Here is a 25,215-nt window from a genome sequence, read left to right on the forward strand (position 1 = left end):
TCTTTCCGTTCCCTTTCAGACGGACGGCCAGCGGCGTGCGCCGACGCCGTCCACACATGTCTTGATCCGGTCGGTAGTGTCGCGGACGAAGCCGCCGGGGTCCTCGGCGATCTGCGTCAGGACCGCCTCGTACAGGCGCCCCAGCTCGTCGACCACGCTCTGCGGGAGGAGCCTGCCGTCGGCGTTGAGGGTGATCTCCAGTGCGGCGTCGTCCGGGTCGCGGCCCACGGTCGCGAGGAACGGCGCGTCCGTGTGCTCGAACCACCGGACACCGGTGAGGTGCCCACCGCCGTGGGCGTCCGCGTACGCGGGGAAGTCCGTGTAGTTGAACAGGGCGGAGTAGCGGGGCCAGTCGTCCGGGCTGTCGCCGCTCGCGGCGCAGCGGCGGTGGGCGAGCGCGCGCATCTCGAACGCGAACACCTGGTCGATGAGCTCCGGCCAACTCTGGTCGCCGATCCGGACCCGGTGCGGCTGGAAGTTGAGGAACATCCCGACCAGGTCCTGCGCGTCGTCGGTCTCGGGGCGGCCGTGGGTGAACACCCCTGTCAGGACGTCCGGCTCACCCGTGACCAGGGCCAGCACCTTCAAGTGCGCCGCCAGCAGCAGGTACTTGAGCGGATGGCCCGTTGAGCGCGCGACCTCGCGCAGCCGGGCCTCCCGGTCGGCCGGCACGACGACGGTCGCCTCGGCCCAGCGGGAGCCGCCGTCGGACGGGTGGCGGGGCAGCCGTGCTCCCGGGTGGCCCGCCAGGACGTCGCGCCAGAACGCGCGCGACTCGGCGGAGGAGCGGGCTGCCGCCTCGGCCAGGGCGTAGGAGCGGAAGGAGCCGGCCGTGCCGCCGGACCGGAGGGGGCCGGCGCCGCCGGCCGCTCCGCCGGCCTCCGAGGCGTACGCCAGGAGAAGGTCCCGGACGAGCAGGGAAAGGCTCCAGCCGTCGACGACCGCGTGGTGGAAGCTCATCGAGAGCACGAAGCGGTCCGGCGCCGTGCGGTGTGCCGCGAACCGTATGAGTCCGGGCCGCTCCCAGACGAAGTGCGAACCGCGTTCCCTCTCGAACCACTCGTCCGGCGCCGAGGGGGCGTCCACGGCGTCCACCACGGTGAGGTCCGGTTCGACCGAGGCGTATACGAGCTGCCGGGGAACGGGCGCCGCCAGGTCGACGGCGGCCCGCAGCGTCTCGCAGGACGCGGTCATCCGCCGCAGCCCGGCCCGCAGCAGGCCGGCGTCCAGGGGCAGCGCCACGGAGTAGGCGAAGACGTCATGGTAGGCGGACTGCGCGGGGTCCCGCCGCGTCGCCCTGATCATCCGGAGCTGGGTGGCGGTGAGCGGATAGGCGTCGACGACGCCCGGCGGAAGCCCGTCGAGCGATGCGCTCGGGGCGTCCCCGGTGCTGCCCGCCGACCCCGTGGTCTCGGGCCCCGGCGCCCGCGCCGCCAGCCTGCGGACGAGGGCCCGTACCGTGCGTGCCTCCATGACGTCGCGCAGTGCGGCACCGGGGTGGTTCCGGCGCAGCTTGGCGAGGATGCGGATGGAGCTGATCGAGTCCACCCCCGCCTCGAGGTAGTTGTCCTCCACCCCGACCGTCTCGCTGCCGACCACCTTCGCGATGATCGCGGCGACGGCCCGCTCCGCGTCGACCGCGGAGCCGTCGGCCGGTTCCCGCCCCGCGTACCGTTCCAGGGCGGCGAAGAACTCGCTCGAGTACTGCTCAGCCGTCGAGGCCTTGACCCGCGCCCGGTCGTGGTCCACGGCGAGCTGCGTCTCACCGGCGAAGCGGTCGCGGTGCACATGGACGGTCATCGGGAAGCTGGTGAGCTCGAAGTACCGGGCGCTCTCGATCGACACCGCCTCGCGAGGGCCGGGGGCCGTGTCACCGGCCGGCGCGTAGGAGTGGAAGTCGGTGTAGTTGAAAACCACGTCGAACAGCGCGCCCCCGTGCTGCCGCTCGATGTCGGCGAGGGGGAACCGCTGGAGCGGGACGAGTGTCCGCTCGCGCTCGAAGACCGAGGCCGGCAGCCCCGCGTCGTCCGGCTCGCCCACCTCGACGGGCAGCGGAAGGGTGTTCAGGAACAGGCCGACCATCTCGCTGCCGCCGGGCACCTCCGGACGGCCGTTGCCGACCAGCCCGGTGATCACGCGCGACCGGCCGGTCAGGTCCGCCAGAGCGGCGCAGTGCGCCGCCAGGTACAGCGACTTGAGCGGCAGACCGAGGGCCGCGGCGCGCAGGCGCAGCCGCTCCTCCAGCTGGGCGGGAACGGCCCGCTCCAGCACCGCCGCCTCCGTCGGCGGCGACGCCGCGTCTCCGAGGTGGCCGGCCAGCAGCGTGGCGGAGAAGCCGTCGAGCAGCCCGCGCCAGGCGTCCCGGTCCGCCGTACGCCGCGCGCTCTCGCGCTCCAGCGCCACGTAGGTGCCGTAGCCGGGATCCGGGCCGGCCCCGGCCGCCAGGCCGGCCGGGAGCCCGGCGCAGCGGCGCCGGATCTCCTCGACGACGAGGGCCACGCTCCACCCGTCCAGGATCAGGTGGTGGAACGAGAGGGCGAGGTTGAACCGGCCCTCGCCCCGCGTGTGGACGCGGAAGCGCAGGGGCGGCCGGCCGAGGTCCAGCGGGCGGCGCTTCTCGGCCTCGATCCACTCCTCGACCGCCCTGTCCTGGGCCTTGGCGGGCAGCCCGGTGAGATCCACGATCGCCAAGGAGGGCATGGCGCCGGCCGCGTCCGGGCGGAGCACGAGCTGAAGCGGTTCGTCGTAGCGCTCCAGGTCGAACCAGGACCGCAGTTGGGGGTGGTGTGCCACGGTCTCCCGTACGGCACGGGCCAGTTCGGCCGGATCGGCCACGCCGGTGAACTCGTAGTCGAAGATGTCGTGGTACACGGGTGATGTCTCGTCGAGCAGCGAGTGGTAGATCATGCCCGACTGGAGCTTCGTCAGCGGCCAGGCGTCTTCCGCCACCGCCGGGAGCGCCCGCTTGTCGTCCTCCGACAGCAGCCCGAACGCCTCGGTGACCGCCGGTCCGGACGACGCCGGGTCCTGGCGGGTGAGCGAGGCGGCGAGCTCCGCGATCGTCGTATGGGCGAACACCTCGCGCGGGCTGGTGTCGTAGCCTGCCGCGCGCAGCCGGGAACTGACGCGTAAGGCCGTGATCGAGTCCCCGCCGAGGGCGAAGAAGTTGGCGGCCGCGCTGACCGGTTCCCGCAGTCCGAGGACCTCCGTCCAGGCTCGGGCCACTTCCTGTTCGGCGGTGGTGGCGAGCGGTCGGCCGGCCCGGTCGGCGGGTGCCGCGTCGGCCGTCGGTGACGGCAGCGCACGCCGGTCCAGCTTGCCGTTGGGCGTGGTGGGCAGCCGCGGGACCTCGATGAGGTACTGCGGCACGAGGAACTCGGGCAGCAGCCCGCGCAGCCGGGCTCGCAGGTCCTCCGGGTCGAACGCGGAGCTCACGACGTAGGCGGCCAGCGCCTGCGCGGGGCCCGACGTGTCCACCAGTACGGCCGCGTCCTGGACGGCGGGCAGGTCGCGCATGACCGCGGCGATCTCGTCCGGCTCGACACGCAGGCCGCGCAGCTTGACCTGGTTGTCGATGCGCCCCAGGTACTGGATCTGTCCATCGGGCAGGAACCGGGCCAGGTCGCCGGTGCGGTAGAGGCGGGCTCCCGGAGCTGTGCCGTAGGGGTCGGGGAGGAACACCCTCGCGTTGAGTTCGTCGCGCCGGTGGTACCCGGTCGCCACGGCGACGCCGCCGATGCACAGCTCGCCCGGTACGCCGACCGGCTGGAGGCGCAGGTCCCGGTCCAGGACGTAGAGCCGTACGTTGTCGATGGGCTTGCCGATGGGGACGAGCTCTCCCGGGTAGTCGGTCCGGCAGGGCCAGTGCGAGACGTCGATCGCGGCCTCGGTGGGGCCGTAGAGGTTGTGCAGTTCGCAGGAGGGGAGCGTGGCGGCGAACACCTCGATGGTCTTGCGGGGGAGTGCCTCGCCGCTGCAGACGACCCGCTTGAGCCGACCGCAGTACCGGGCGAGTTCCTCCGCCTCCAGGAACACGTTCAGCATCGAGGGGACGAAGTGCACGGTCGTCACGCCCCGGGACCGGATGACGTCCTTGAGGTAGTCGGGGTCGCGGTGCCCGCCGGGCCGGGCCACGACGATGGCGGCCCCGGTCATCAGCGGCCAGAAGAACTCCCACACCGAGACGTCGAAGCTGTACGGGGTCTTCTGCAGCACCCGGTCCGCCCCGGTGCCGCCGGCCAGCGGGAAGGCCGACTGCATCCAGTGGAGCCGGTTGGCCAGTGCGTCATGGCGGTTGATCACCCCCTTGGGCTGCCCCGTGGACCCGGAGGTGTAGATCATGTACACGGGTGAGCCGGGGCCGAGGTCCCGGACGGGATCGGTGTCGTCCTCCTGGTCCAGGGACGCGTCCGGCAGGACGAGGACCCGGGCGGCGTCGCCGAGCGCCGCGCGGTGGCGCTCCTGGGTGAGGATCAGCGGGACGCCGGCGTCCTGGATCATGAACTCGATCCGGGCCGCGGGGTATTCGGGGTCGATGGGCACGTACGCGAACCCCGCCTTGACGATCGCGAGCAGCGCGACCACCATCTCCGCGGAGCGCTCCATGAACACCCCGACGAAGGGGCCGTCCCCGGGCGCGCCGAGGGTGCCGCGGATGCGGTTCGCCACCTGGTTGGCCCGCCGGTTCAGCTCGTCGTACGTGTACGACTCGCCCTCGAACTCGACGGCCAGGCTGTTGGGTTGCCGCCGGACCCGCTCCTCGATGACGTCGGCGACGGTGCCCTCCGGATGGGCGACGCGGGTCTCGTTCCAGTCGCCGAGGATCAGGTCGCGTTCCTCGTCGCGGGTCATCGACGGGGTGCCCACCGGTGCGTCGACGCCGGTGTCGGCCAGCGAGACCAGCAGGCGGAGGTAGTTGCGCAGGATCCGCTCCGCCGTGTCCCGGGTGAACAGGTCCGTGTTGAACTCGAGCTCGAACTCGTACGCGTCGTCGTCCCGGTTGACGTACAGCATCAGGTCGAACTTGGCGGCGGTCCGGCGTACGGGGTGGTACGCACAGGTCAGTCCGGGTCCGAGGTCGAGAGTGGGACGGCCGTCGAGCAGCGTGAGCATGGTCTGGAAGACCGGATTGTGGTTCCGGGCCCGCTGGACCCCGAGCGCCTCGAAGACCTTCGCAAGGGGCGCGTCTCCGTCGTCCAGCAGTCGCTCGGCGGCCGTCTGGGCGTGGACGAGCAGGGTGCGGAAGGTGTCGTCCGGGTCCACCGGCACGAACAGGGGCAGGGTGTTGACGTAGCAGCCGACCTGCTCCAGGTCCTCGGGGTCCGGCCTGTTCAGCACCGTGGTGCCGATGGCGAAGCCTTCCTGCCGGGTGTAGCGGTGCAGCAGCAGCGAGTACGCGGCGAGGAACACCGGGAAGGCGGTGCTGCGGCAGGCGCGGGCGCACTCCTTCAGCAGAGGTTCGACGTCCGCGCCGGGCACGCGGACGGTCATGCTGTCGCCGCGGAAGGTCTGCGCCGCGGGTCGTGGGCGGTCCAGCGGCATGCCGAGCAGGTCCGGCGCGTCGGCCAGCGACCGGCGCCAGCGCTCGACCGCGGCCGACTGCCTCTCGCCGGCGGCCGCCGACCGGCTCTCCGCGACGAGGGCGCGGAACACCGCGCCGGAGACGGGCCGTTGGGGCAGGTGCCCGGTGGCCACCAGGACCCGGTAGTTCTCCGCGATCTCCTCGAGGACCAGGCGGATGCTCCAGTCGTCGACGACGATGTGATGAGCCGTCAGGCCGAGCCGCCAGGTGCCACCCGGCAGCGCCACCACGACCGCCCGCAGCAGGGGCGCCGAGCCGAGGTCGAACGGCCGCCGGTGGTGTTCGGCGAGCACCTCGTCCGCCCGGGACCGGGCCTCGGCGGCGGCCGGCTCCCGCAGGTCGATCACGGTCGTGGTGTCCGCGAGGACGTCCCCGTCGGCGTGGTGGACCCGGGCCCGCGGTCCGCCGGGGGTCTCGTGGAACGACGTGCGCAGGGCGTCGTGCCGCAGGACGGTGGCGCGGATCGCGCGGCGGAACGCGCCCGGATCGAGGTCGCCGGACGTCTCGAAGGCCACCGACTCGTTGTACGCGGGCTCGTCGGAGCCGGCGAGCTCGTGAAAGAGCCAGAGGCTTTCCTGGGTGTACGAGAGCATGCTTGCGCCTGTGTCCGGTTCCCCGGCCATACCGCACTCCAAAATCGGGACAGTGACCACTGGTTGCGTGACGAGTGATGTGGATGCAAGGGGGATCGGCGTCCTGCCGCACGTGGACCGGTGCGCCCTGTTCCGGACGCGCGCTCGGTGCGGTGCCGTGTCCGTCGGGAGGCGGAACGGGGACGTCCGCGTCGGGGCGCGACGACCAGCCCGGCTCTCCCAGCGTTCGAGACGGCGGGAGCTGATCCGACGGGACCCGGCCGGAGGGGCGGATCCCCGATCGATCGCGGCTAGGACGCGCTCTCGGCCCCGTCGAACGGGTCGAAGACCTCGTCGTACGGACGCAGGATCGAGCTGAGCGTGTCCGGTGCCGCCACGTCGGGGCCGGGACAGTCGTCCTTGACGGGCTCGGTATCGATCGAGATGTGCCCAGCGACCTTGCGGGCCAGGCGAGCGGCGGTGTCGGCGTCGTCGGCACGGACGATGACATGCCCGCATCGATCGTCCGACCAGCGGAGTTCGGACACCGTGGAACCGGCCTCGACGTTCACCGATACCTCGACCACGCCGTCGACGGCGCGCGCGGCCTCCAAGCCGGTGACGGAGGTGACGACCCCCGGGGCCGCGGTCAGGAAACGGATGGCGGCCGCGCCCCGCGCGGGGTGCAGATGCCCCTCGAGCGGGGCGCCCTCGCCGACGAGGCGGTAGGTGGCCTCCTCCATGTCGACGCCGTAGACCATCCTGACGAGATCGTTGATCCGGTCACCGCCACGGCGGGTGTGGGACTCGACGATCCGAGGTCCTTCGTCGGTGAGGATGATCTCCGTGTGCGACGGGCCGTCCTCGAGACCGGCGGCGTCGAGGAGCCGTACGGTCAACTCGCGGACCCGGTCGAGCTGATCCGCTTCCAGGGGTGCCGGAGTGACGTGGCCGAGCTCCACCGTGCCGCCGTCGGTCTCCTTGGCGGTCACGGCGATGATCGTATGCCGCCCGGCCTCCGAAAAGGCCTCCACGCTCAGTTCGGGACCGACCAGGAGCTTCTCGACCTGGAATTCACCGAGTTCGAACTCCTGGCACCAGGCCCACACCCTGTCGACGTCCTCGGCCGTCTCGATTCGGCGCACTCCCAGGCTGCCCGAGCCCTTGGTCGGCTTGACGACGGACGCCCCGTGGGAGGCGACGAACGCACGGAGTCCCGCCTGCGTGGGATTGACCGCGTAGGGAACGGGCCCGATGCCCTGCTCGTTCAGCAGTGTCCGCATCGCGGCCTTGTCGTGCAGCAGTCGGGCGCACCGTTCCGAGGTGCCGGGAATTCCCAGGATGTCGGTGAGATGGCCGGCGACCAGCTGTGCCGCCTCGGTCTGCGTGACGATCCGTGTGATCGGCGCGATCCGGTGCAGTGCGGTGGCCATCGCGACGGCGCTGGGCACATGCTGGTAATCCACCAGGGCGAGCTGCTCGCAGTGTGGAATCAGCGCCGGGTCGAATTGTGAAGGCTTTTGCAGATAGGCGATGGTCACACCAGCGGACTTCGCCTTCGAAACTAATCGGATGCTGTCCCCAATGACCAGCACACGCCCCCGTGTCACGATCATCCCCCGTCTCAGACCGCTCTCCTGTGAGCCGCTGGCGAGGCTAGCACAGCCGAAGCGACGACCCAAGGAGTTCGCCGAGTTCAGCCGGGGTTCACGCCCGTGCAAGCCTCTTACCTGCTGGGAAAAGCGAGGTGACGGTGGAAATTGTTCGCTTTGTTGACGGTGTTCCGTAACCGTTGACCGGCGAAGTTCCGCTTCCAACGAGTTCGAAATCGCAAGCTCCGAGGAGGGTGAAGAATGCGTGGGCCGTCGGAGCGGCGTTCGGGTCTCCTGGTGGGCGGGCTGCCAGAGTTGGGTGTGCCGTGGCCGCCGTCGTCGGCTGCGATCCGATCGCTTGGACCGGCGGCCCTCAGGCCGGTGAGGCGGTCGTCCGCGTCGACCAGGCGGGGTACGTGGCGGACGGGGTCAAGACCGCCGTGCTCATGGGACCGGGCGACGCGCTGGCCGGGGCGGGGTTCGCGGTGCTCGACGGCCGGGGTCGCTCCGTTCTGACGGGGAAGGTCGGGCCCCGGACGAGGAGTTGGAACCAGCGCTTCCCTTCCGTGCACAGGGCGCACCTGTCCGCGCTCACCGCACCCGGGACGTACCGGCTGAGCCTCACCGGTACCGCGGCCGGGGTCTCGCCCCCCTTCCGGGTGGCCCCGGCCCGGGAGCTGATGGTTCCGCTCGTCGAGCAGAACGTCCGGTTCTTCCAGGCCCAGCGCGACGGAGCGGAGGTCGTCGCGGACGTCCTGCACCGGAAGCCTCCCACCTGAGCGACCGGCATGCGACCGTGTACGCCACACCCCGCTTCAGCGCCGACGGCGCCTCGCTGGAGGACAGGGACCTGGCCGCGGTCGGCGGTCCGGTCGACGTGTCGGGCGGGTGGTTCGATGCCGGGGACTTCCTGAAGTTCACGCACACGGCCGCCTACGCGGTGGTCCAGCTGCTCTTCATCGCCACGTCGGTCCTCCGCGGAGGCGCCGACGGGCGAGGCGGACGCGACGGCGGACCGGACGACCGCGTACCGCCTGCCGTCACGGCGGGCGGACCCGTGCTCGACGCGCGCACGGGCGGGCCCGTCAGCCTCGACATCCCCCGACGGACGGTCGCGCTCACCTTCGACGACGGCCCCGACCCCGCCTGGACCCCGCAGATCCTGCGGATCCTGGCAGCCGAGAAGGTCCCCGCGACGTTCTTCGTGACCGGCGAACACGTCGCCCGGCACCCCGAACTGGTCCGCGCGCAGACCGCCGCCGGGCACGAGGTGGGTCTGCGCACCTTCACCCACACGGACCTCGCCACCACCCCCGACCGGCGGATGCGCCTGGAACTCGCCGCCAGCCGAGCCGTCCTGGCCGGGGCCACCCGGTACCAGCACCACGCTCCTGCGCCCGCCGTACTCGTCCATGCCGGACGCCGCCACCAACCGCGACTGGCAGGCGGTGCCGCGCACTGGCGAACTCGGCTACCTGAACGTCCTGTCCACGCACGACGGCCTCGATCGCCCTCGTCAACACGGCGGTCGCCCTTCCCGCCGTCATCGGCCGGCTGCTGGGCGCGGTCGCCCTGCTCACGGCCGCCCGACTGGCCCTGCTCGCCGTGGCCTCGGGAGTGCACCGGCGGCGCTCCTCCCCGCGGACCCTCCCGCCCCGGGCACGGCGCCCGCCGGTCTCCGCCGTCGTCCCCGCCCACAACGAGGAGGCGACCATCGCCGCCTGCGTGCGCACGCTCCTGGACGGCGTCTGACCCGAGATCGACGTGGTCGTGGTCGACGACGGATCCACCAACGGCACGGAGGCAGCCGCCCCGGCGCGTGGCGGACCCGCGGGTGTGGGTGGTGACCCAGCCGAACCGGGGCAAGCCCGCCGCACTGAACGCAGGCGTCGCGCACGCCGCCCATGACGTGATCCTCATGGTCGACGCGGACACCGTCATCGCCCCCGGCGCCATCGGCGCCTTCCGGCGGGCGGCCCTGGCCTCCTGCGGCGACATCAGCCCCGACACCCTCGCCGAGGACACCGACATCGCCATGGCCCTGTGCCGCCAGGGCCGGCGCGTCGTGTACCGCAGCGGGGCACACGGCCTCCCCCACGTCCCCGCCACCGTCCGCGACCTGTGGCACCAGCGCCACCGCTGGGCCTACGGCACCCTCCAGTCCCTCTGGAAACACCGCCACGCCGTGCGGGAGGCCGGCATCGGCGGCCGCCTGGGCCGACGCACCCTGCCGTACCTGGTCCTGTTCCACTCCTCCTCCCGCTCGCCGCGCCCCTCATGGACGCCGTCGCCCTCTACGGGCTGACGACGGGCAGGGCCGCGGCCCCGGCCGTCGCCTGGGCCACGTTCTGCCTCGCCCAACTCGCCCTCGCCGCACACGCCCTGTGCCAGGACGGGGACAGCCTGCGCCACCTGTGGCTGGTCACCCTCCACGCCCTCGCCAACGGTGGGCCCCCAGTGGCGCCACGGGCCCAGGAGCTCACGACTGTTCAGGGTTCGGAGCGGCAGCCCATGCCGGGCTCGGTGATCAGGTGACCCGGACGGGCCCGGACCTTGTCCTCAGGACAGTGCCTTGAGGGCGGTGTTGAGCTCCAGCACGTTGACACGGGGCTCGCCCATGAAGCCGAGCTCACGTCCCTCGGTGTGGTCCTTCACCAGCTCCTCGACCTGCTTGACGGACAGTCCGTTCTTCTGGGCCACCCGGTGGACCTGGAGCCGCGCGTACGCGGGGGAGATGTTCGGGTCCAGGCCGGAGCCGGAGGAGGTGACCGCGTCCGCGGGCACGTCCTCGGCCCTGACCTCGTAGTCGGCCGTGGAGTTGTCGGCGATCACGGCCGCCTTGGCGGCCTCGACCATGGCGACGAGCTCGGGGTTGTCGGCGGCCTTGTTGGTGGCGCCGGAGAGGAGCAGCGAGTACCGGGTGTTGACGCTGTTGGCGCCGAGACCGGCGGAGGGCCGCGGCTGGAACCACGTGAGGTCGGGCTTGGCGGCCTCCTCGGGGTCGTCGGGGTTCCGCTTGGGCAGGTCGTAGGTCTGCCCGATGAGGGAGGAGCCGACGACGTTGCCGCTCTTGTCCTTGATTTCGGAGCCGTTGGCCTTGTCGTGGAAGAGGGCCTGGGCGATCCCGGTCACGGCGAGCGGGTAGAGCACGCCGCACACGATCGTCAAGGCGAGCAGGGCGCGCAGGCCCGCGCCGAGCAGACGTGCCGTGCCGGCTACTGAGTTGTTCATGTGGGTCAGCCGATTCCGGGGATGAGGGAGATGAGCAGGTCGATGAGCTTGATGCCGATGAACGGCGCGATCAGGCCGCCGAGTCCGTAGACGCCGAGGTTGCGGCGGAGCATCTTGTCGGCGCTGGTGGGTTTGTATCGGACGCCCTTGAGGGCGAGGGGGACGAGGGCGACGATGATCAGGGCGTTGAAGATGACGGCGGAGAGGATCGCGGACTCGGGGGAGTGCAGGCCCATGATGTTGAGCTTGTCGAGGCCCGGGTAGACCACGGCGAACATGGCCGGGATGATCGCGAAGTACTTGGCGACGTCGTTGGCGATGGAGAACGTGGTGAGGGCGCCCCGGGTGATGAGGAGCTGCTTGCCGATCTCGACGATCTCGATGAGTTTGGTCGGGTCGGAGTCGAGGTCGACCATGTTGCCGGCCTCCTTGGCGGCCGAGGTGCCCGTGTTCATCGCCACGCCGACGTCCGCCTGCGCGAGCGCGGGGGCGTCGTTGGTGCCGTCGCCGGTCATCGCGACGAGCTTGCCGCCGGCCTGCTCGCGCTTGATGAGGGCCATCTTGTCCTCGGGCGTGGCCTCGGCGAGGAAGTCGTCCACGCCGGCCTCCTCGGCGATGGCCTTCGCGGTGAGAGGGTTGTCTCCGGTGATCATGACGGTCTTGATGCCCATGCGGCGCAGCTCGTCGAACCGCTCGCGCATGCCCTCCTTGACCACGTCCTTGAGGTGGATCACACCCAGCACGCGGGCGCCGTCGGCGTCCTCGACGGCGACGAGGAGGGGGGTGCCGCCGGCCTGGGAGACGGTGTCGGCCAGCGTGCTGGCCTCGTCGGTGACGTGGCCGCCCTGGGCGGTGACCCAGGCGATGACCGAGCCGGCGGCGCCCTTGCGGATCTTGCGGCCGTCGACGTCCACACCCGACATGCGGGTCTGGGCGGTGAACCCGATCCACGTGGCGTGGGCCAGTTCGCCCTGGTGGCGTTCGCGCAGCCCGTACTTCTCCTTGGCCAGGACGACGATGGAACGACCCTCGGGGGTCTGGTCGGCGAGGGAGGACAGCTGGGCGGCATCGGCGAGTGCCGCCTGCGCGGTGCCCTTGACGGCCACGAACTCGGCGGCCTGGCGGTTGCCGAGGGTGATGGTGCCGGTCTTGTCGAGCAGCAGGGTGGACACGTCGCCGGCGGCCTCGACGGCGCGGCCCGACATGGCCAGGACGTTGCGCTGGACGAGGCGGTCCATGCCGGCGATGCCGATGGCGGAGAGCAGGGCGCCGATGGTGGTGGGGATGAGGCAGACCAGCAGGGCGGTCAGCACGATCATCGACTGCTTGGCGCCGGCGTAGACGGCGAAGGGCTGGAGGGTGACCACGGCCAGCAGGAAGACGATGGTGAGGGACGCCAGGAGGATGTTGAGGGCGATCTCGTTGGGTGTCTTCTGCCGGGCGGCGCCCTCGACCAGGCTGATCATGCGGTCGATGAAGGTCTCACCGGGCTTGGTGGTGATCTTGACGACGATCCGGTCGGACAGGACCTTGGTGCCACCGGTCACCGCGCTGCGGTCACCGCCGGACTCCCGGATGACGGGGGCGGATTCGCCGGTGATGGCGGACTCGTCCACGGAGGCGACACCTTCGACGACGTCACCGTCGCCGGGGATGATGTCGCCGGCCTCGCAGACCACCAGGTCGCCGATCTTCAGCTCGGTGCCCGGGACCTGTTCCTCCGCCCTGCCGCCCGTGGTGAGGCGGCGGGCGACGGTGTCGGTCTTGGCCTTGCGGAGGGTGTCGGCCTGGGCTTTGCCGCGGCCCTCGGCGACGGCCTCGGCGAGGTTGGCGAAGATCGTGGTCAGCCACAGCCAGGCGGTGATGGCCCAGCCGAACCAGTCCGTCGGATCCGTGAGCGCGAGCGCGGTGGTGACCACCGAGCCGACCAACACGACGAACATGACCGGAGACTTGACCATCACCCGGGGGTCGAGCTTGCGCACGGCGTCCGGGAAGGACGTGAGCAGCTGCTTCGGATCGAACAGCCCGCCGCCGACGCGGCTGCCCTCGGGCGTGTGGCCGGTGGGCGCGTCCTGGTGCGGAGCGCGGGTCGGAGTCACGGTCGGCATGACGTCCTCCTGCTTCGTGGTGTCGGAGGTCATGACGCCAGTCCTTCGGCGAGCGGTCCGAGCGCGAGCGCGGGGAAGTAGGTCAGACCGGTGATGATGACGATCGTGCCGACCAGCAGGCCGGCGTAGAGGGGCTTGTCGGTGCGCAGGGTGCCCGCCGTCTCCGGCACGGGCTTCTGCTCGGCCAGGGAGCCGGCCAGGGCGAGGACGAAGACCATGGGCAGGAAGCGGCCCAGGAGCATGGCGAGGCCGATCGTGGAGTTGTACCACTGGGTGTCGGCGTTCAGGCCGGCGAAGGCGGAGCCGTTGTTGTTCGCGCCGGAGGTGTACGCGTAGAGGACCTCGGAGAAGCCGTGCGCACCGGAGTTGAGCATGGAGTGGGGCGGGGTGGGCAGGGCCATGGCCGCGGCCGTGAAGCAGAGCACGAGCGCCGGGGTGATCAGGATGTAGCAGGCCGCGAACTTGATCTCGCGGGTGCTGATCTTCTTGCCCAGGTACTCGGGAGTGCGGCCCACCATGAGACCGGCGATGAACACGGCGATGATCGCCATGACGAGCATGCCGTAGAGGCCGGAGCCGACGCCGCCGGGCGCGATCTCGCCGAGCTGCATGCCCAGCAGCTGGATGCCGCCGCCGAGTCCCGTGAAGGAGGAGTGGAAGGAGTTGACCGCGCCCGTGGAGGTGAGCGTGGTGGCGACGGAGAAGATCGCGGAGGCGCCGATGCCGAAGCGGGTCTCCTTGCCCTCCATCGCCCCGCCCGCGGCCTGGAGGGCCGGGCCGTGGTGGGCGAACTCGGTCCACATCATCAGGGCGGTGAAGCCGAGCCAGATGACGGCCATCGTCGCCAGGATCGCGTAGCCCTGGCGCAGGTTCCCGACCATCCGGCCGAACGTCCGCGTGAGCGCGAAGGGGATGACGAGGATCAGGAAGACCTCGAAGAGGTTCGAGAAGGGGGTCGGGTTCTCGAAGGGGTGGGCGGAGTTGGCGTTGAAGTAGCCGCCGCCGTTGGTGCCGAGTTCCTTGATGACCTCCTGGGAGGCGACCGCGCCCCCGTTCCACTGCTGGGTGCCGCCCGTGAACTGGCCGACCTCGTGGATCCCGGCGAAGTTCTGGATCGCGCCGCAGGCGACGAGGACGATGGCGCCGAGCACGGCGATGGGCAGCAGGATGCGGACGGTGCCGCGTACCAGGTCGGCCCAGAAGTTGCCGAGTTCGCCGGTGCGCGAGCGGGCGAAGCCGCGGACGAGGGCGACGGCGACGGCCATGCCGACGGCGGCGGAGACGAAGTTCTGCACCGCCAGCCCGCCCGTCTGCACGACGTGGCCCATGGCCTGCTCGCCCGCGTAGGACTGCCAGTTGGTGTTCGCCACGAAGGAGGCAGCGGTGTTGAACGCCTGGTCCGGGTCGATCGACCGGAACCCGAGCGAGCCGGGCAGGACGCCCTGCAGGCGCTGCATGGCGTAGAGGAACAGGACGCTCACCGCGGAGAAGGCGAGGACGCCGCGCAGGTAGGCGGGCCAGCGCATCTCCGTGGCGGGGTCCGCGCCGATGGCCTTGTAGATCCACTTCTCCGGGCGGTAGTGCCTCTCGGAGGAGTAGACCTTGGCCATGTGGTCGCCGAGCGGGCGGTAGGCCAGGGCCAGGGCGGCGATCAGGGCGAGCAGCTGGAGCACACCCGCGATCTGGGGACTCATGTCGGCTCAGAACCTCTCCGGCTTGACGAGGGCGAGGACGAGGTACCCGAGCAGGGCGACGGCGACGAGGAGGCCGACGATGTTCTCGACGGTCACAGCTTCGCCACCCCCCGGGCGATGAGAGCCACCAGCGCGAAGACCGCGACCGTGGTGACGACGAAGGCCGGATCGGCCATCGTGAGCTCCTGATGAAGTGATGAGACGGAATCGGCCGGACTGGCCGAGAACGAGCAAACCCTGCGGCGGGGGCCGCGTTAAGACGCCTTGATGAGCTCCATACGCGCGCAGGGGATCCCTTGACGCGTCCCTGACGGCGGGCCGCATCCCGCGTATGGACTGCGTGAAGAGGAGCGGCACGGGCGTATGGATCCCGCCAGGACGGCCGGCCGTCGTGGTCCGGGGCTTCGACGCTGTCCTCACTTTGCCCACTTCGGAGGAACACGGCGACATGGCCATACGCACAGGAGAACCGGCGTCCGCGGGACGGGGGCCGGGCCAGGAGGAGCTTCCGGAGGAGGACGGGGAGCGGCACAAGCTGACCGCGCTCCAGGGCTTGGCCGCCCTGTCGCTGGACGCCATGGCCTCCGTGGCCTACGGGCCCGAGTCCATCGTGCTCGTCCTCGCCGCCGCCGGTGCGTACGGCCTCGGCTTCACCCTTCCCGTCACCCTGGCCATCGCCGCGCTGCTGGCCGTCCTGGTCGCCTCGTACCGCCAGGTCATCGCCGCCTTCCCGGACGGCGGCGGCTCCTACGCCGTCGCCAAGAGGCACCTGGGCCGGCGTACCAGCCTGGTCGCGGCGGCCTCGCTGATCCTCGACTACGTGCTCAACGTGGCGGTCTCCGTCACGGCGGGCGTGGCGGCGCTGACCTCGGCCTTCCCGGCGCTCTACGGGGACCGGCCGTGGATCTGCCTGGGTGTGCTGGTCCTGGTCACCGCCGTCAACCTGCGCGGGGTGGTGGACTCCGCAAAGGCGTTCCTGGTCCCCACCGCCGTCTTCGTCGGCTCGATCCTCGCCATGATCACCGTGGGCCTGTTCCGGGACGGGCCGGTCTCGACCGAGACCGCCGCCGGGCACGCCTCGGCCCTCGGCGAGGGCGCCACCACCGTCGGCGCGCTGCTCCTGCTCAAGGCGTTCGCCGCCGGCTGCTCCGCGCTCACCGGCGTCGAAGCCGTGGCCAATGCCGTGCCGTCCTTCCGGGCCCCCGCCGCCCGCCGGGCCCGGCGCACGGAGGCCGCCCTCGGCGCCCTGCTCGGCGTGATGCTCATAGGCCTGTCGGTCCTGATCGGCCGCTTCCACCTCCAGCCGGTCGAGGGCGTCACCGTCCTCGCCCAGCTCGCCGACGCCGCCTTCGGCCACAACGCCGCCTTCTACGTCGTCCAGTTCGCGACCGCGGTACTGCTGGCCCTCGCCGCCAACACCTCCTTCGGCGGTCTGCCCGTCCTGATGGGCCTGCTCGCGCGGGACAACTTCCTGCCGCACGTCTTCGCCCTGAAGGCCGACCGGCAGGTCCACCGGCACGGGGTCGTCTGGCTGGCCCTGGTCTCGGCCGTGCTGCTCGTCTTCTCGGGCGGCGACGCCAACGCGATCGTTCCGCTCTTCGCCATCGGCGTGTTCGTGGGCTTCACCCTCTGCCAGGTCGGCATGGTCCGGCACTGGGTGCTGGAGCGCCCGGCGGGCTGGCCGGGGAAGGCCGCTCTCAACGGCTTCGGAGCGCTCCTGACGGGCGTCTGCGCGGTCGTGGTGACCGCGACCAGGTTCAGCGAGGGCGCCTGGCTGATCGTCGTCGCGCTGCCGCTGCTCGTCCTCGCCTTCGAGAAGGTGCACCGCACGTACGGGCTGATCGGCGAGCGCCTGGAGCTGGGCCGCCTCCCGCAGTTCCCGCGGCGTTCCCACTCGCTCGTGGTCGTTCCGGTGTCCGGGCTGTCCCTGCTGACGTGCCGCGCGCTGACCGCGGCCCGCTCGCTCGGCGACCAGGTCCTGGCCGTGACCGTCACGCACCCGGCCCCCGAGGACCGCGCGGCCGCCGAGGCGCTGCGCCGCGACTGGGAACTGTGGGACCCGGGCGTCGAGCTCGTCGAACTCCCCTCACCGACGCGTTCCCTGGGCCGCCCGGTGGCCGGATGCGTACGCGGGCTGACGGAGCAGCGGCCGGGCGCCCAGGTCACCGTCCTGATCCCGGAGACCGAGCCGGAGCGGCTGTGGCAGCGGCTCCTGCAGAACCAGCGCGGCTCGGTCGTCGCCCACGCCGTACGCCGGGACACCGACGCGGTGATCTGCCGGCTCCGCTTCCGCGTCACCGCCGACACCGGGCCGTCGCCCGCCGACGTGGACTACGCCACCGGAAGGAAGGGCGTTAAAGACGCGTCAGGATTTCGTCGGACGAGGCTATAGACGTATCGGCCGAGTCTCCGCTGCGTACGCTGGCCCGGCCGTCGAGGTCGATGGCTGAATCCGTGCCGTACGACAGGAGCACCCCCACGATGGCCACCCCTGCCCGCAGCTCGCGCCTGCGCGCGTGGCTGCTGGAAGGCTTGACCGACCAGCGTCACAAACAGCAGCAGCAACCGGAGACCGCGCACGAGGGGCGCCCCTGGTGGCGGGTCATGTGCCTGACCGGTCTCGACTACTTCTCCACCCTCGGCTACCAGCCCGGCATCGCCGCGCTGGCCGCCGGGCTGCTGTCGCCGCTGGCGACGATCGTGCTGGTGGTGCTGACCCTGCTGGGGGCGCTGCCCGTCTACCGCCGGGTGGCGGAGGAGAGCCCGCACGGCGAGGGCTCGATCGCCATGCTGGAGCGGCTGCTGTCGTTCTGGAAGGGCAAGCTGTTCGTCCTGACCCTGCTCGGGTTCGCGGCCACCGACTTCCTGATCACCATCACCCTGTCGGCGGCCGACGCCACCGCCCACATGGTCGAGAACCCGCACCTGACCAGCACGCTCAACGGCCACCAGGTGCTGATCACCCTCATCCTGATCGCCCTGCTGGGCGGCGTGTTCCTGAAGGGCTTCAGTGAGGCCATCGGGGTGGCCGTGGTGCTGGTGTTCTCCTACCTCGCCCTGAACGTCGTCGTCATCGCCGTCGGCCTGTGGCAGGTCGTCAACGAACCGCACGTGATCACCGACTGGAAGCAGGCGCTGATCACCGAGCACGGCAACCCGTTCATGATGATCGCCATCGCCCTGGTCGTCTTCCCCAAGCTGGCGCTCGGCCTGTCCGGCTTCGAGACCGGCGTCGCGGTCATGCCGCACGTCCAGGGCTCTCCCGACGACGCCGAGGCGAAGCCCGCCGGCCGGATCCGGGGCACGAAGAAGCTGCTGACCACGGCCGCCGTGATCATGAGCGTCTTCCTCATCACCAGCAGCTTCGTCACCACGCTGCTGATCCCCGCCGACGCGTTCAAGGCGGGCGGCGAGGCCAACGGCCGCGCCCTCGCGTACCTGGCCCACGAGCACCTGGGCTCCGCGTTCGGCACCGTCTACGACGTCTCCACCATCTGCATCCTCTGGTTCGCCGGCGCCTCGGCCATGGCGGGCCTGCTCAACCTGATGCCGCGCTACCTGCCCCGCTACGGGATGGCCCCGCACTGGGCCCGTGCCCTGCGCCCGATGGTGATCGTCTTCACGCTGGTCGCCTTCCTGGTGACCTGGCTCTTCGACGCCGACGTCGACGCCCAGGGCGGCGCCTACGCCACCGGTGTCCTGGTCCTGATCACCTCGGCCGCCGTCGCCGTGACCATCGCCGCCCGCAAGGCCGGCGAGCGCGGCTGGACCATCGGCTTCGGGATCATCTCCGCCGTCTTCATTTACACCACCGCCGTCAACGTCGCCGAACGCCCCGACGGCGTGAAGATCGGCGCCTGCTTCATCGCCGGCATCATGGCCCTCTCGCTCCTCTCCCGCCTCGCCCGCGTCTTCGAGCTGCGCGTCACGCACATCGAGTTCGACGACATGGCCGAGCGGTTCATCCGCGACACCGCCAACCGCACGATCCGGTTCATCGCCAACGAGCCCGACAACCGGGACTTCGAGGAGTATCGGCAGAAGAAGGCGCAGATCCGCGCGGACAACGACATCCCGGCCGAAGACGACGTGATGTTCGTCGAGGTCACGGTCCTGGACGCGTCCGAGTTCGAGTCCGGCATGCGGGTGCGCGGAGAAGTCCTGCACGACCGCTACCGCGTCCTGACCCTGGAGAGCTCCTCCATCCCCAACGCCCTCGCCGCCTTCCTGCTGCACGTCCGCGACGAGACCGGCCAGCGGCCCCACATCTACTTCGAGTGGACCGAGGGCAACCCGATGGCCAACTTCTTCCGGTTCTTCCTCTTCGGCCAGGGCGAGGTCGCCCCCGTCACCCGCGAGGTCATCCGGGAGGCCGAACCGGACCGCAGCCGCCGCCCCCACGTCCACGCCGGCTGACCCCCCGGACTCCTCAAGAGGGTCCGGACGCCGGCTCGCCGAGGGTGATCGCGCCGGAGGGACACAGGCCGGCGGCCATGCGGGCGGCCGTGAGGCGGGTGCCGGCGGGCTCGGCCTCCAGCAGGACCACCAGGCCGTCCGCGTCGTCCTGGTCGAAGACGTCGGGGGCGGTCATGGCGCACATCCCGGCGCCGATGCAGCGTGCGCGGTCGACGTCCAGGCGGGCCGGGCTCACCGCGGTTCCCAGGCGACCGGCAGGCTCTTGACGCCGTAGATGTCGGCGGTCTCCGGGCGCAGGCGGACCTCGTCGGCCGGTACGGCCAGGCGCAGCGTGGGGAAGCGGTCGAGCAGCGCGCGGAACGCCACCCGCATCTCGACGCGGGCCAGTTGCTGGCCCAGGCACTGGTGGATGCCGTGGCTGAAGGCCAGGTGGCCGTCGTGCGGGCGCCGGATGTCGAGCGCGTCCGGGTCGGTGAAGCGGGCGGGGTCGCGGTTGGCGGTGTTGAACGACAGCACGACCGTCGTGCCGGCCTCGATGGTCTGGCCGCCCACCTCGACGTCCTCCAGCGCCGTGCGGTGGAAGGTCTTGGCGACGCTCAGGTACCGCAGCAGCTCCTCCACCGCCCCGTCGGTGAGCGAGGGGTCGGCGCGCAGGGCGGCCAGCTGCTCCGGGTTGCTCAGCAGGGCGAACGTGCCCAGGGAGAGCATGTTCGCGGTGGTGTCGAAGCCGGCCGCCAGCAGGATGAGGCTGATCCCCTTGAGCTCCTCGTCCGTCAGGTCGCTGTCGGTGAGCTCGCTCAGCACGTCGTCGGTGGGGGCGGCCCGCTTGGCCGCCACCAGCCGCGCCAGGTACTCCTGGGTGGCGGTGTAGGCGGCGATCAGCTCCTCGTCGCCGACCTCCCCGCCCATGAACGTGTCGATCTGCTCCTGGAAGGAGGCGCGGTCCTCGTAGGGGACGCCGAGGATCTCGCAGATCACGATGGTGGGGATCGGCTTGGCGAACGCGGTCACCAGGTCCGCCGAAGGCCCCGCCGCCTCCATGGCGTCCAGGCACTCGGAGGTGATCTGCTCGATGCGCTCGGTCAGCATCCGCATCCGCCGCACGGTGAACTTCCCCACCAGGGGCCCCCGGTAGCGGCCGTGCTGCGGCTCGTCCATCAGGAGGAACTCGCCGGGCGGGGCCGGGGGGAGCTCGAAGTCGACGATGTTCATCAGCTCCTTGCGCGAGCTGAAGCGGCGGTCCGCCAGCACCGACCGGACCAGGTCGTACCCGGTGATCAGCCAGCCGGGCTTCCCTCCGGCGTGGGTGAAGCGGCTGATGGGGCCGTGCCGTTGGGCCTCGCTCAGCTCGGCCGGAGGGTCGAAGGGGCACCCGGGCCGGCGTTCCGTCGGCATCGCCTCGACCGTGTGCGGGGACTCGCTCATGACGCTTTCCTCATCTCGCGATATGACGCGTTTTCTGTCCCTCGAAAGCTACGTTGCATTCAGTATGCAGTCAACGGCCTGCGTGCGTATGTGCAGGTAGATCGCGGTAAATTGGTGCAATGGCCCTGCCGCCGAATGCAACGCCGCGTTGCAATGGATGACGGTGAAGGCAATGGGTGCGTCAGCCGGTTCCCAGGAGCCCGTCGGCGGTGTCCCCCGACAGGTCGAACCGCACCAGGGCCGCGGCCAGCGTCGGCAGGGCCTCGGCATCCACCAGGCGCGCGAGACCCTCGGCCGAGGACGGCAGCCCGAGCCCGGCGGCGGCCGCGCGGGCGCGCTCGTCGAAGGAGGGGCGCAGCCCGGGCCACACGGCCTGGGCCTCACGGTAGAAGATGTCCGCCCCCACCGGGCCGATCCGCGGGACCTCCCGCAGCAGCGCGCGGATCCGCTCCGGTTCGCCGTCCGCCGCCTCGCGGAGCCGGCGCAGGTCCCCCCGGTACCGGTCGAGGACGAGCGCGGCCCCGTCGCCCAGCGCGGTGGCCGTGCTCTCGTCGTAGCGGCGGTAGTGCGCGCGGCCGAGCGCGTCCACCCGGTCCTGCCAGGAGGCGTCCGCCATCGCCCGCGGTGTGCGCATCCCGGCGGCGAACAGCTCGCGGGCCGCGGCCACCGCGATGTCGGCCTTGATCCGCACCGAGAACAGCACGCAGAGGGTGAGCAGCTGGTAGAGGGGCGCGGGCGTGTCCCGCAGCCTGATCCCGGCCTCCTCGGCGTGCGTCCGCCCGTAGGCGTCCAGCAGGCGCCGAACGGTCGTGCGCCGTCGCGCCGTCGTGGTGCCGGCCGTCATCGCGCCCTCCTCACGCCGTCGGGGCGTCCCACCGACGCGGCTACCCGGCTTGGCCGCGCCCATCCGCCCGTGATCGACGGGCGGCGCGTGCACGGGGCGGCGGCCGGGTCCGCGGGCGGACTCCCGGTGGGTCAGGCGTCGAGGGCGGTGATGATCTCGTCCGTGGTTCCGATCCGGCCGAGCCGGGGGAAGATCTTGCCGAAGGTGTGGGCGTGGGAGTCGGCGTCGGTGTCGGTGGTGGCGTCCTCGGCGAAGGTCAGCTCGTAGCTGTGCTCCCAGGCCGAGCGGGCGGTGGATTCCACGCCGATGCTGGTGGAGATCCCGCCCAGCACGATCCCGGTGACGCCGCGGCGGCGCAGTTGCAGGTCGAGCTCGGTGCCGGTGAACGCGCCCCAGTGGCGCTTGGTGACCACGATGTCGCCGTCGCCGGCGAGCCCGGGAGGGAACGCGGAGAACTCGGCCGGCGGCGCGGCGGTGGGGCCCGGGCGTTCGGTGCGGCCGCGGGGCAGGTCACCGCCGTCGGGGGACCAGGCGACCTTGACCAGCACGACCGGCAGCCGCCGGGCGCGGAAGGCCTCGGCGAGCCGGATCCCCTGTGCCAGGACGCGGTCGGCCGGGGTGACGGTGGGCAGGCCCAGGATGCCCTGCTGGAGGTCGATCAGGACCAGGGCGGTGTGGCGGTCGAGGCTGAGATCGGACATGGGTGACTCCTCCGTGGTTCGGCTCCCGGCGGTGGCCCGCCGGGGCGTGCGGTGCGGGGGCGGCCTGCCGGGGTGTCGTGGTCAGTCCTCGGCCAGCCGCCGCAGCAGGGCGGCCGCCTCGGCGATGGTCCGCTGTTCGGGTCCGGTCAGGCGCTCGGCCATCAGCGCGGCGAGCCGCCCGTGCCCCGCGGCCTTGCGGTCGTGCAGGAAGCCGCGCCCCCGGGCGGTCAGGGCGATGTACCGGCGGCGTCCGTCGGTGGGGTCCGCGGCGCGCTCCACGTACCCCCCGGCCTGCAGGGCGTTGACCGTGGCGATGACCGACTGGGGGCGGATCCGTTCCGCCTTGGCCAGGTCGGTGGCGGTCATCGGTCCTTCCCGGTCCAGACGCTTGAGCACGGACGTCTGCGACAGGGTCACCTCCCCGGACGCGGAGGCCGCGCGCATCTGCCGCACCAGCAGACTCACGGCCAGGTGCAGTTCCTCGGCCGTCTCGTGCAGTCCCCGGTCGTCGCCCATGGCTGGAGCATAAAGGTCAAACAGTCAAACTGCCAAGGTTGGCTTGCTATCTTGGCCGCGAGGCCCCCCTACCTGGGTAGGGGGTTGATTGGCGCTGCGGAGGGACGCGGCGGGCGGGGGCCGGAACCTAGATTCTTCGGTGTCGGCAGAGGGGCCGGCCCGAGAGTGGGGAAAGATCATGGCTGCCATCGCGCCGCGCCGCACCACCACCGCCACCGCTGCCGCGCAGGCCCGGCCCGAGGCGGCACGGCGCCGGCGGGCCCGTTCCGCCGGGCCGGATCCGGCCGCGCGGACCGGCCCTGGCCGGGGCCTGGCCGGCGCACTTCGGGGTCGGCCTGCGGTCCGCGGCCGGTGGGATGCTGTTCATCGCGTGGACCCACCAGCTGTGACCCCGGTCTGGACCCCCGCCGCCGCCGTACGATGATCCCGATGAAGATCAGCTTTCCGGAGCGCCGACTCCGTTCCCTCCCGGCCGACTTGGGCGCCGCCGTGTGGGGCGATCTGGCGCGGCCGTCGATCCCCTTCCCGGGCGGCCCGCGCGGACGGCGGACCCTGACCGCGCTGGTCTGGCTCCTGGCGGTGACGCTCTGCTTCGCCGGCACCCTGGACCTCGCCCAGCACTACCGCCTGGGCTACGGCCCGGCCATGGCCCTGACCGTCGCCCGCGTCGTCCCCGTCGTCCTGTCCCTCAGCCGCCCCCGCACGGCCTGGTGCGCGCAGCTCGTCGTGACGGTGGCGGTCGCCGCCCTGCACCGGCCCTCCTCCCCGGCGGAGCCCTGGCCCTGGGCCGTGACCTCCGTGCTCGCCCTCACGGCGACGCTCACCATCGTCGGCCTGAGGGCCTCCCGCCGCGCGATCCTGGCCATGTGGCTGGAGGTGCTCGCCGCCGGGGCCGTCCTGGCCGTGCTGGTCCCGCGGCACGGCGGCTGGCTCGCGCTGCTGCCGCCGACCGTCATCCTCGCGGTCGCCGCCATCACGGTGAACGCCGTCCGCGGCCGCGGCGACGTCCAGGCCCGCCTCGCCCTGGCCGAGGAGCGCGGCGCCGCCGAGGAGGCCAGGGCCTCCCTTCTGGAGGAGCGGGCCCGCATAGCCCGCGAACTCCACGACGTGGTCGCGCACCACATGTCCGTGATCACCGTGCAGGCCGACAGCGCCCCCTACCGCGTGGCCGACGTCTCGCCCGGCGCCGCCGAGGAGTTCGGTGCGATAGCCGCCGAAGCGCGCCGCTCACTGGCGGAGATGCGCCGCCTGCTGCACGTCCTGCGCAACGAGGAGTCCCCGGACGGCGAGAACACCCCGCAGCCCGGCCTCCAGGACCTGCCCGCCCTCGTGGAGACCACGCGCCGCGGCGGGGTCGACGTCCGGCTGGACCTGGACGGCCGGATCGGCGAGCTGCCCGCGGCGGTCGGGCTGTCCGCCTACCGCCTGGTCCAGGAGGCGTTGAGCAACGTGGTGCGCCACGCGCCGGGCGCCCGGGTGGACGTCCGGGTCCGGCAGGGCGGGGCCGCGCTGCACATCGGCGTCGTCAACGAGCCAGCACCGCGGGGCCGTCGGGCCGCGGAGCCCGTCGAGCCACGGGCCGGCGGCCACGGCCTGGTCGGCATGCGGGAGCGGGTCGCCATGCTCGACGGCGACTTCACCGCCGAGCCCCTCCCCGAGGGCGGCTTCCGGGTCGCCGCGGTCCTGCCCGTTCCCGAGCCCCTGCCCGCGCCCCTGCCCGTGCCCCCGGCGCCGGCCTCCCGGGCGCCGGAGCGGCCCCCGGCCCCGACCGCGACCCCGACTTCCTGAGGACCGCCGTGACCATCAGCGTGCTCATCGTCGACGACCAGGCCATGATCCGTGCGGGCTTCGGCGCCCTGTTGAACGCACAGCCCGACATCGAGGTGGTGGGCGAGGCGGGCGACGGCCAACAGGGCATCGAGCTCTGCGCCGCGCACCGCCCCGACGTCGTCCTCATGGACGTGCGGATGCCGGTCCTGGACGGCCTGGAGGCCACGCGCCGCCTGATGGCCCCGCCGCCGGGGACCGGGCACCGGCCCCGCGTCCTGATGCTGACCACCTTCGACATCGACGACTACGTGTACGACGCGCTGGCCGCCGGGGCCAGCGGCTTCCTGCTCAAGGACGCCCCGCCCGCCGACCTGATCCGGGCCGTACGGGTCGTCGCGGCAGGGGAGGCGCTGCTGTCGCCCCGGGTCACCCGCCGCCTGATCGAGGGCTTCGTCCGCAGCCGCCCCCCGGCCCGGCCCGCCGAGGGCCGGCTGCACGGGCTGACCCCGCGCGAGACCGAGGTCCTCGTCCAGATCGCCCGGGGCCGGTCGAACGCCGAGATCGCCGGGGAGCTGTTCCTGGCCGAGCAGACGGTGAAGACCCACGTGGGCCGGATCCTCGACAAGATCTCGGCCCGCGACCGGGCCCAGGCGATCGTGTTCGCGTACGAGAGCGGGCTGGTCAAGGCCGGCGAAACCGACTGAGCCTCCGCCGCCGGATGCCCGGCGGCGGCCGTGACCGTAGCGTGGGAGGAGGACCGGC

General features: G+C 72.0%; 18 protein-coding genes and 2 pseudogenes. 9 read left to right on the forward strand and 11 right to left on the reverse strand.

Going from position 1 to position 25,215, the window contains the following annotated elements; genetic code table 11:
* Window positions 1-15 precede the first annotated feature (15 nt).
* The gene (locus tag ACFY0O_RS32890; RefSeq protein ID WP_388953601.1) at window positions 16-6,174 is read right to left on the reverse strand and encodes an amino acid adenylation domain-containing protein; all 6,159 of its coding nucleotides are present in this window, start codon (window positions 6,172-6,174) and stop codon (window positions 16-18) included.
* Between the two features lie 290 nt (window positions 6,175-6,464).
* Window positions 6,465-7,694 carry an ATP-grasp domain-containing protein gene (locus ACFY0O_RS32895; RefSeq protein WP_388953604.1) on the reverse strand — a complete coding sequence of 410 codons (1,230 nt, stop codon included), beginning with the start codon at window positions 7,692-7,694 and terminating at the stop codon, window positions 6,465-6,467.
* A 377-nt stretch (window positions 7,695-8,071) separates the two neighbouring features.
* Here ACFY0O_RS32895 and ACFY0O_RS32900 point away from each other — a divergent pair, with 377 nt between their 5' ends.
* The 5 genes and pseudogenes from ACFY0O_RS32900 (at window position 8,072) to ACFY0O_RS32920 (ending at window position 10,280) form a co-directional block, all read left to right on the forward strand.
* Complete coding sequence (locus ACFY0O_RS32900; protein WP_388953607.1) at window positions 8,072-8,524, forward strand: cellulase N-terminal Ig-like domain-containing protein; 453 nt, start codon at window positions 8,072-8,074, stop codon at window positions 8,522-8,524.
* 17 nt (window positions 8,525-8,541) lie between these two features.
* Window positions 8,542-9,114 (forward strand): annotated as a pseudogene (locus ACFY0O_RS32905) (polysaccharide deacetylase family protein); the annotation flags it as partial.
* A gap of 236 nt (window positions 9,115-9,350) precedes the next feature.
* Window positions 9,351-9,497, forward strand: a complete 147-nt coding sequence (locus ACFY0O_RS32910) for a hypothetical protein (protein WP_388953763.1) — start codon at window positions 9,351-9,353, stop codon at window positions 9,495-9,497.
* A gap of 82 nt (window positions 9,498-9,579) precedes the next feature.
* Window positions 9,580-10,050: pseudogene (locus tag ACFY0O_RS32915) on the forward strand (glycosyltransferase); the annotation flags it as partial.
* On the forward strand, window positions 10,023-10,280 hold the full coding sequence (locus ACFY0O_RS32920) for a hypothetical protein (protein ID WP_388953610.1): 258 nt from the start codon (window positions 10,023-10,025) through the stop codon (window positions 10,278-10,280). The pseudogene ACFY0O_RS32915 and the gene ACFY0O_RS32920, both read left to right, overlap by 28 nt.
* A 24-nt stretch (window positions 10,281-10,304) precedes the next feature.
* Here the strand turns inward: ACFY0O_RS32920 and ACFY0O_RS32925 are convergent, their stop codons facing one another.
* The 4 genes from ACFY0O_RS32925 to kdpF are packed head-to-tail and all read right to left on the reverse strand — an operon-like array spanning window position 10,305 to window position 14,877.
* On the reverse strand, window positions 10,305-10,976 hold the full coding sequence (locus ACFY0O_RS32925) for a potassium-transporting ATPase subunit C (RefSeq protein WP_388953613.1): 672 nt from the start codon (window positions 10,974-10,976) through the stop codon (window positions 10,305-10,307).
* A gap of 5 nt (window positions 10,977-10,981) precedes the next feature.
* Window positions 10,982-13,120, reverse strand: a complete 2,139-nt coding sequence (kdpB, locus tag ACFY0O_RS32930) for a potassium-transporting ATPase subunit KdpB (protein WP_388953616.1) — start codon at window positions 13,118-13,120, stop codon at window positions 10,982-10,984.
* Entirely contained in the window at window positions 13,117-14,781 is a 1,665-nt protein-coding gene (gene kdpA, locus ACFY0O_RS32935; RefSeq protein ID WP_388953619.1) for a potassium-transporting ATPase subunit KdpA, read from the reverse strand. Before kdpA ends, kdpB begins: the two co-directional genes overlap by 4 nt.
* A gap of 6 nt (window positions 14,782-14,787) precedes the next feature.
* On the reverse strand, window positions 14,788-14,877 hold the full coding sequence (gene kdpF / locus ACFY0O_RS32940) for a K(+)-transporting ATPase subunit F (RefSeq protein WP_045945720.1): 90 nt from the start codon (window positions 14,875-14,877) through the stop codon (window positions 14,788-14,790).
* A 352-nt stretch (window positions 14,878-15,229) separates the two neighbouring features.
* Here kdpF and ACFY0O_RS32945 point away from each other — a divergent pair, with 352 nt between their 5' ends.
* The gene (locus ACFY0O_RS32945; RefSeq protein WP_388953623.1) at window positions 15,230-17,173 is read left to right on the forward strand and encodes an APC family permease; all 1,944 of its coding nucleotides are present in this window, start codon (window positions 15,230-15,232) and stop codon (window positions 17,171-17,173) included.
* Between the two features lie 89 nt (window positions 17,174-17,262).
* The gene (locus ACFY0O_RS32950; RefSeq protein ID WP_388953626.1) at window positions 17,263-19,197 is read left to right on the forward strand and encodes an amino acid transporter; all 1,935 of its coding nucleotides are present in this window, start codon (window positions 17,263-17,265) and stop codon (window positions 19,195-19,197) included.
* 13 nt (window positions 19,198-19,210) lie between these two features.
* Here the strand turns inward: ACFY0O_RS32950 and ACFY0O_RS32955 are convergent, their stop codons facing one another.
* The 5 genes from ACFY0O_RS32955 to ACFY0O_RS32975 all read right to left on the reverse strand — a co-directional run bounded on the left by ACFY0O_RS32955 (window position 19,211) and on the right by ACFY0O_RS32975 (window position 22,683).
* On the reverse strand, window positions 19,211-19,432 hold the full coding sequence (locus ACFY0O_RS32955) for a ferredoxin (protein WP_388953628.1): 222 nt from the start codon (window positions 19,430-19,432) through the stop codon (window positions 19,211-19,213).
* Complete coding sequence (locus ACFY0O_RS32960) at window positions 19,429-20,622, reverse strand: cytochrome P450 (RefSeq protein WP_388953631.1); 1,194 nt, start codon at window positions 20,620-20,622, stop codon at window positions 19,429-19,431. The genes ACFY0O_RS32955 and ACFY0O_RS32960 overlap by 4 nt, the downstream gene beginning before the upstream one ends.
* A 181-nt stretch (window positions 20,623-20,803) precedes the next feature.
* The gene (locus ACFY0O_RS32965) at window positions 20,804-21,466 is read right to left on the reverse strand and encodes an endonuclease (protein WP_388953634.1); all 663 of its coding nucleotides are present in this window, start codon (window positions 21,464-21,466) and stop codon (window positions 20,804-20,806) included.
* 131 nt (window positions 21,467-21,597) lie between these two features.
* Window positions 21,598-22,167 (reverse strand): hydrolase, encoded by a 570-nt coding sequence (locus tag ACFY0O_RS32970; protein WP_388953636.1) that lies wholly within the window; start codon window positions 22,165-22,167, stop codon window positions 21,598-21,600.
* A gap of 81 nt (window positions 22,168-22,248) precedes the next feature.
* The gene (locus ACFY0O_RS32975) at window positions 22,249-22,683 is read right to left on the reverse strand and encodes a MarR family winged helix-turn-helix transcriptional regulator (protein WP_388953639.1); all 435 of its coding nucleotides are present in this window, start codon (window positions 22,681-22,683) and stop codon (window positions 22,249-22,251) included.
* A 429-nt stretch (window positions 22,684-23,112) separates the two neighbouring features.
* On the opposite strand from ACFY0O_RS32975, the gene ACFY0O_RS32980 reads away from it, so the two are divergent.
* Both ACFY0O_RS32980 and ACFY0O_RS32985 read left to right on the forward strand, forming a co-directional pair.
* A complete protein-coding gene (locus ACFY0O_RS32980) occupies window positions 23,113-24,471 on the forward strand; it encodes a histidine kinase (RefSeq protein WP_388953642.1) in 1,359 nt (452 codons plus the stop codon).
* 8 nt (window positions 24,472-24,479) lie between these two features.
* Window positions 24,480-25,157, forward strand: coding sequence for a response regulator (locus ACFY0O_RS32985; RefSeq protein WP_388953645.1), 678 nt, complete (start codon window positions 24,480-24,482; stop codon window positions 25,155-25,157).
* Window positions 25,158-25,215 lie beyond the last annotated feature (58 nt).

The sequence above is a fragment of the Streptomyces sp. NPDC001594 genome (genome assembly GCF_042893675.1).
Classification (GTDB): Bacteria; Actinomycetota; Actinomycetes; order Streptomycetales; family Streptomycetaceae; genus Streptomyces.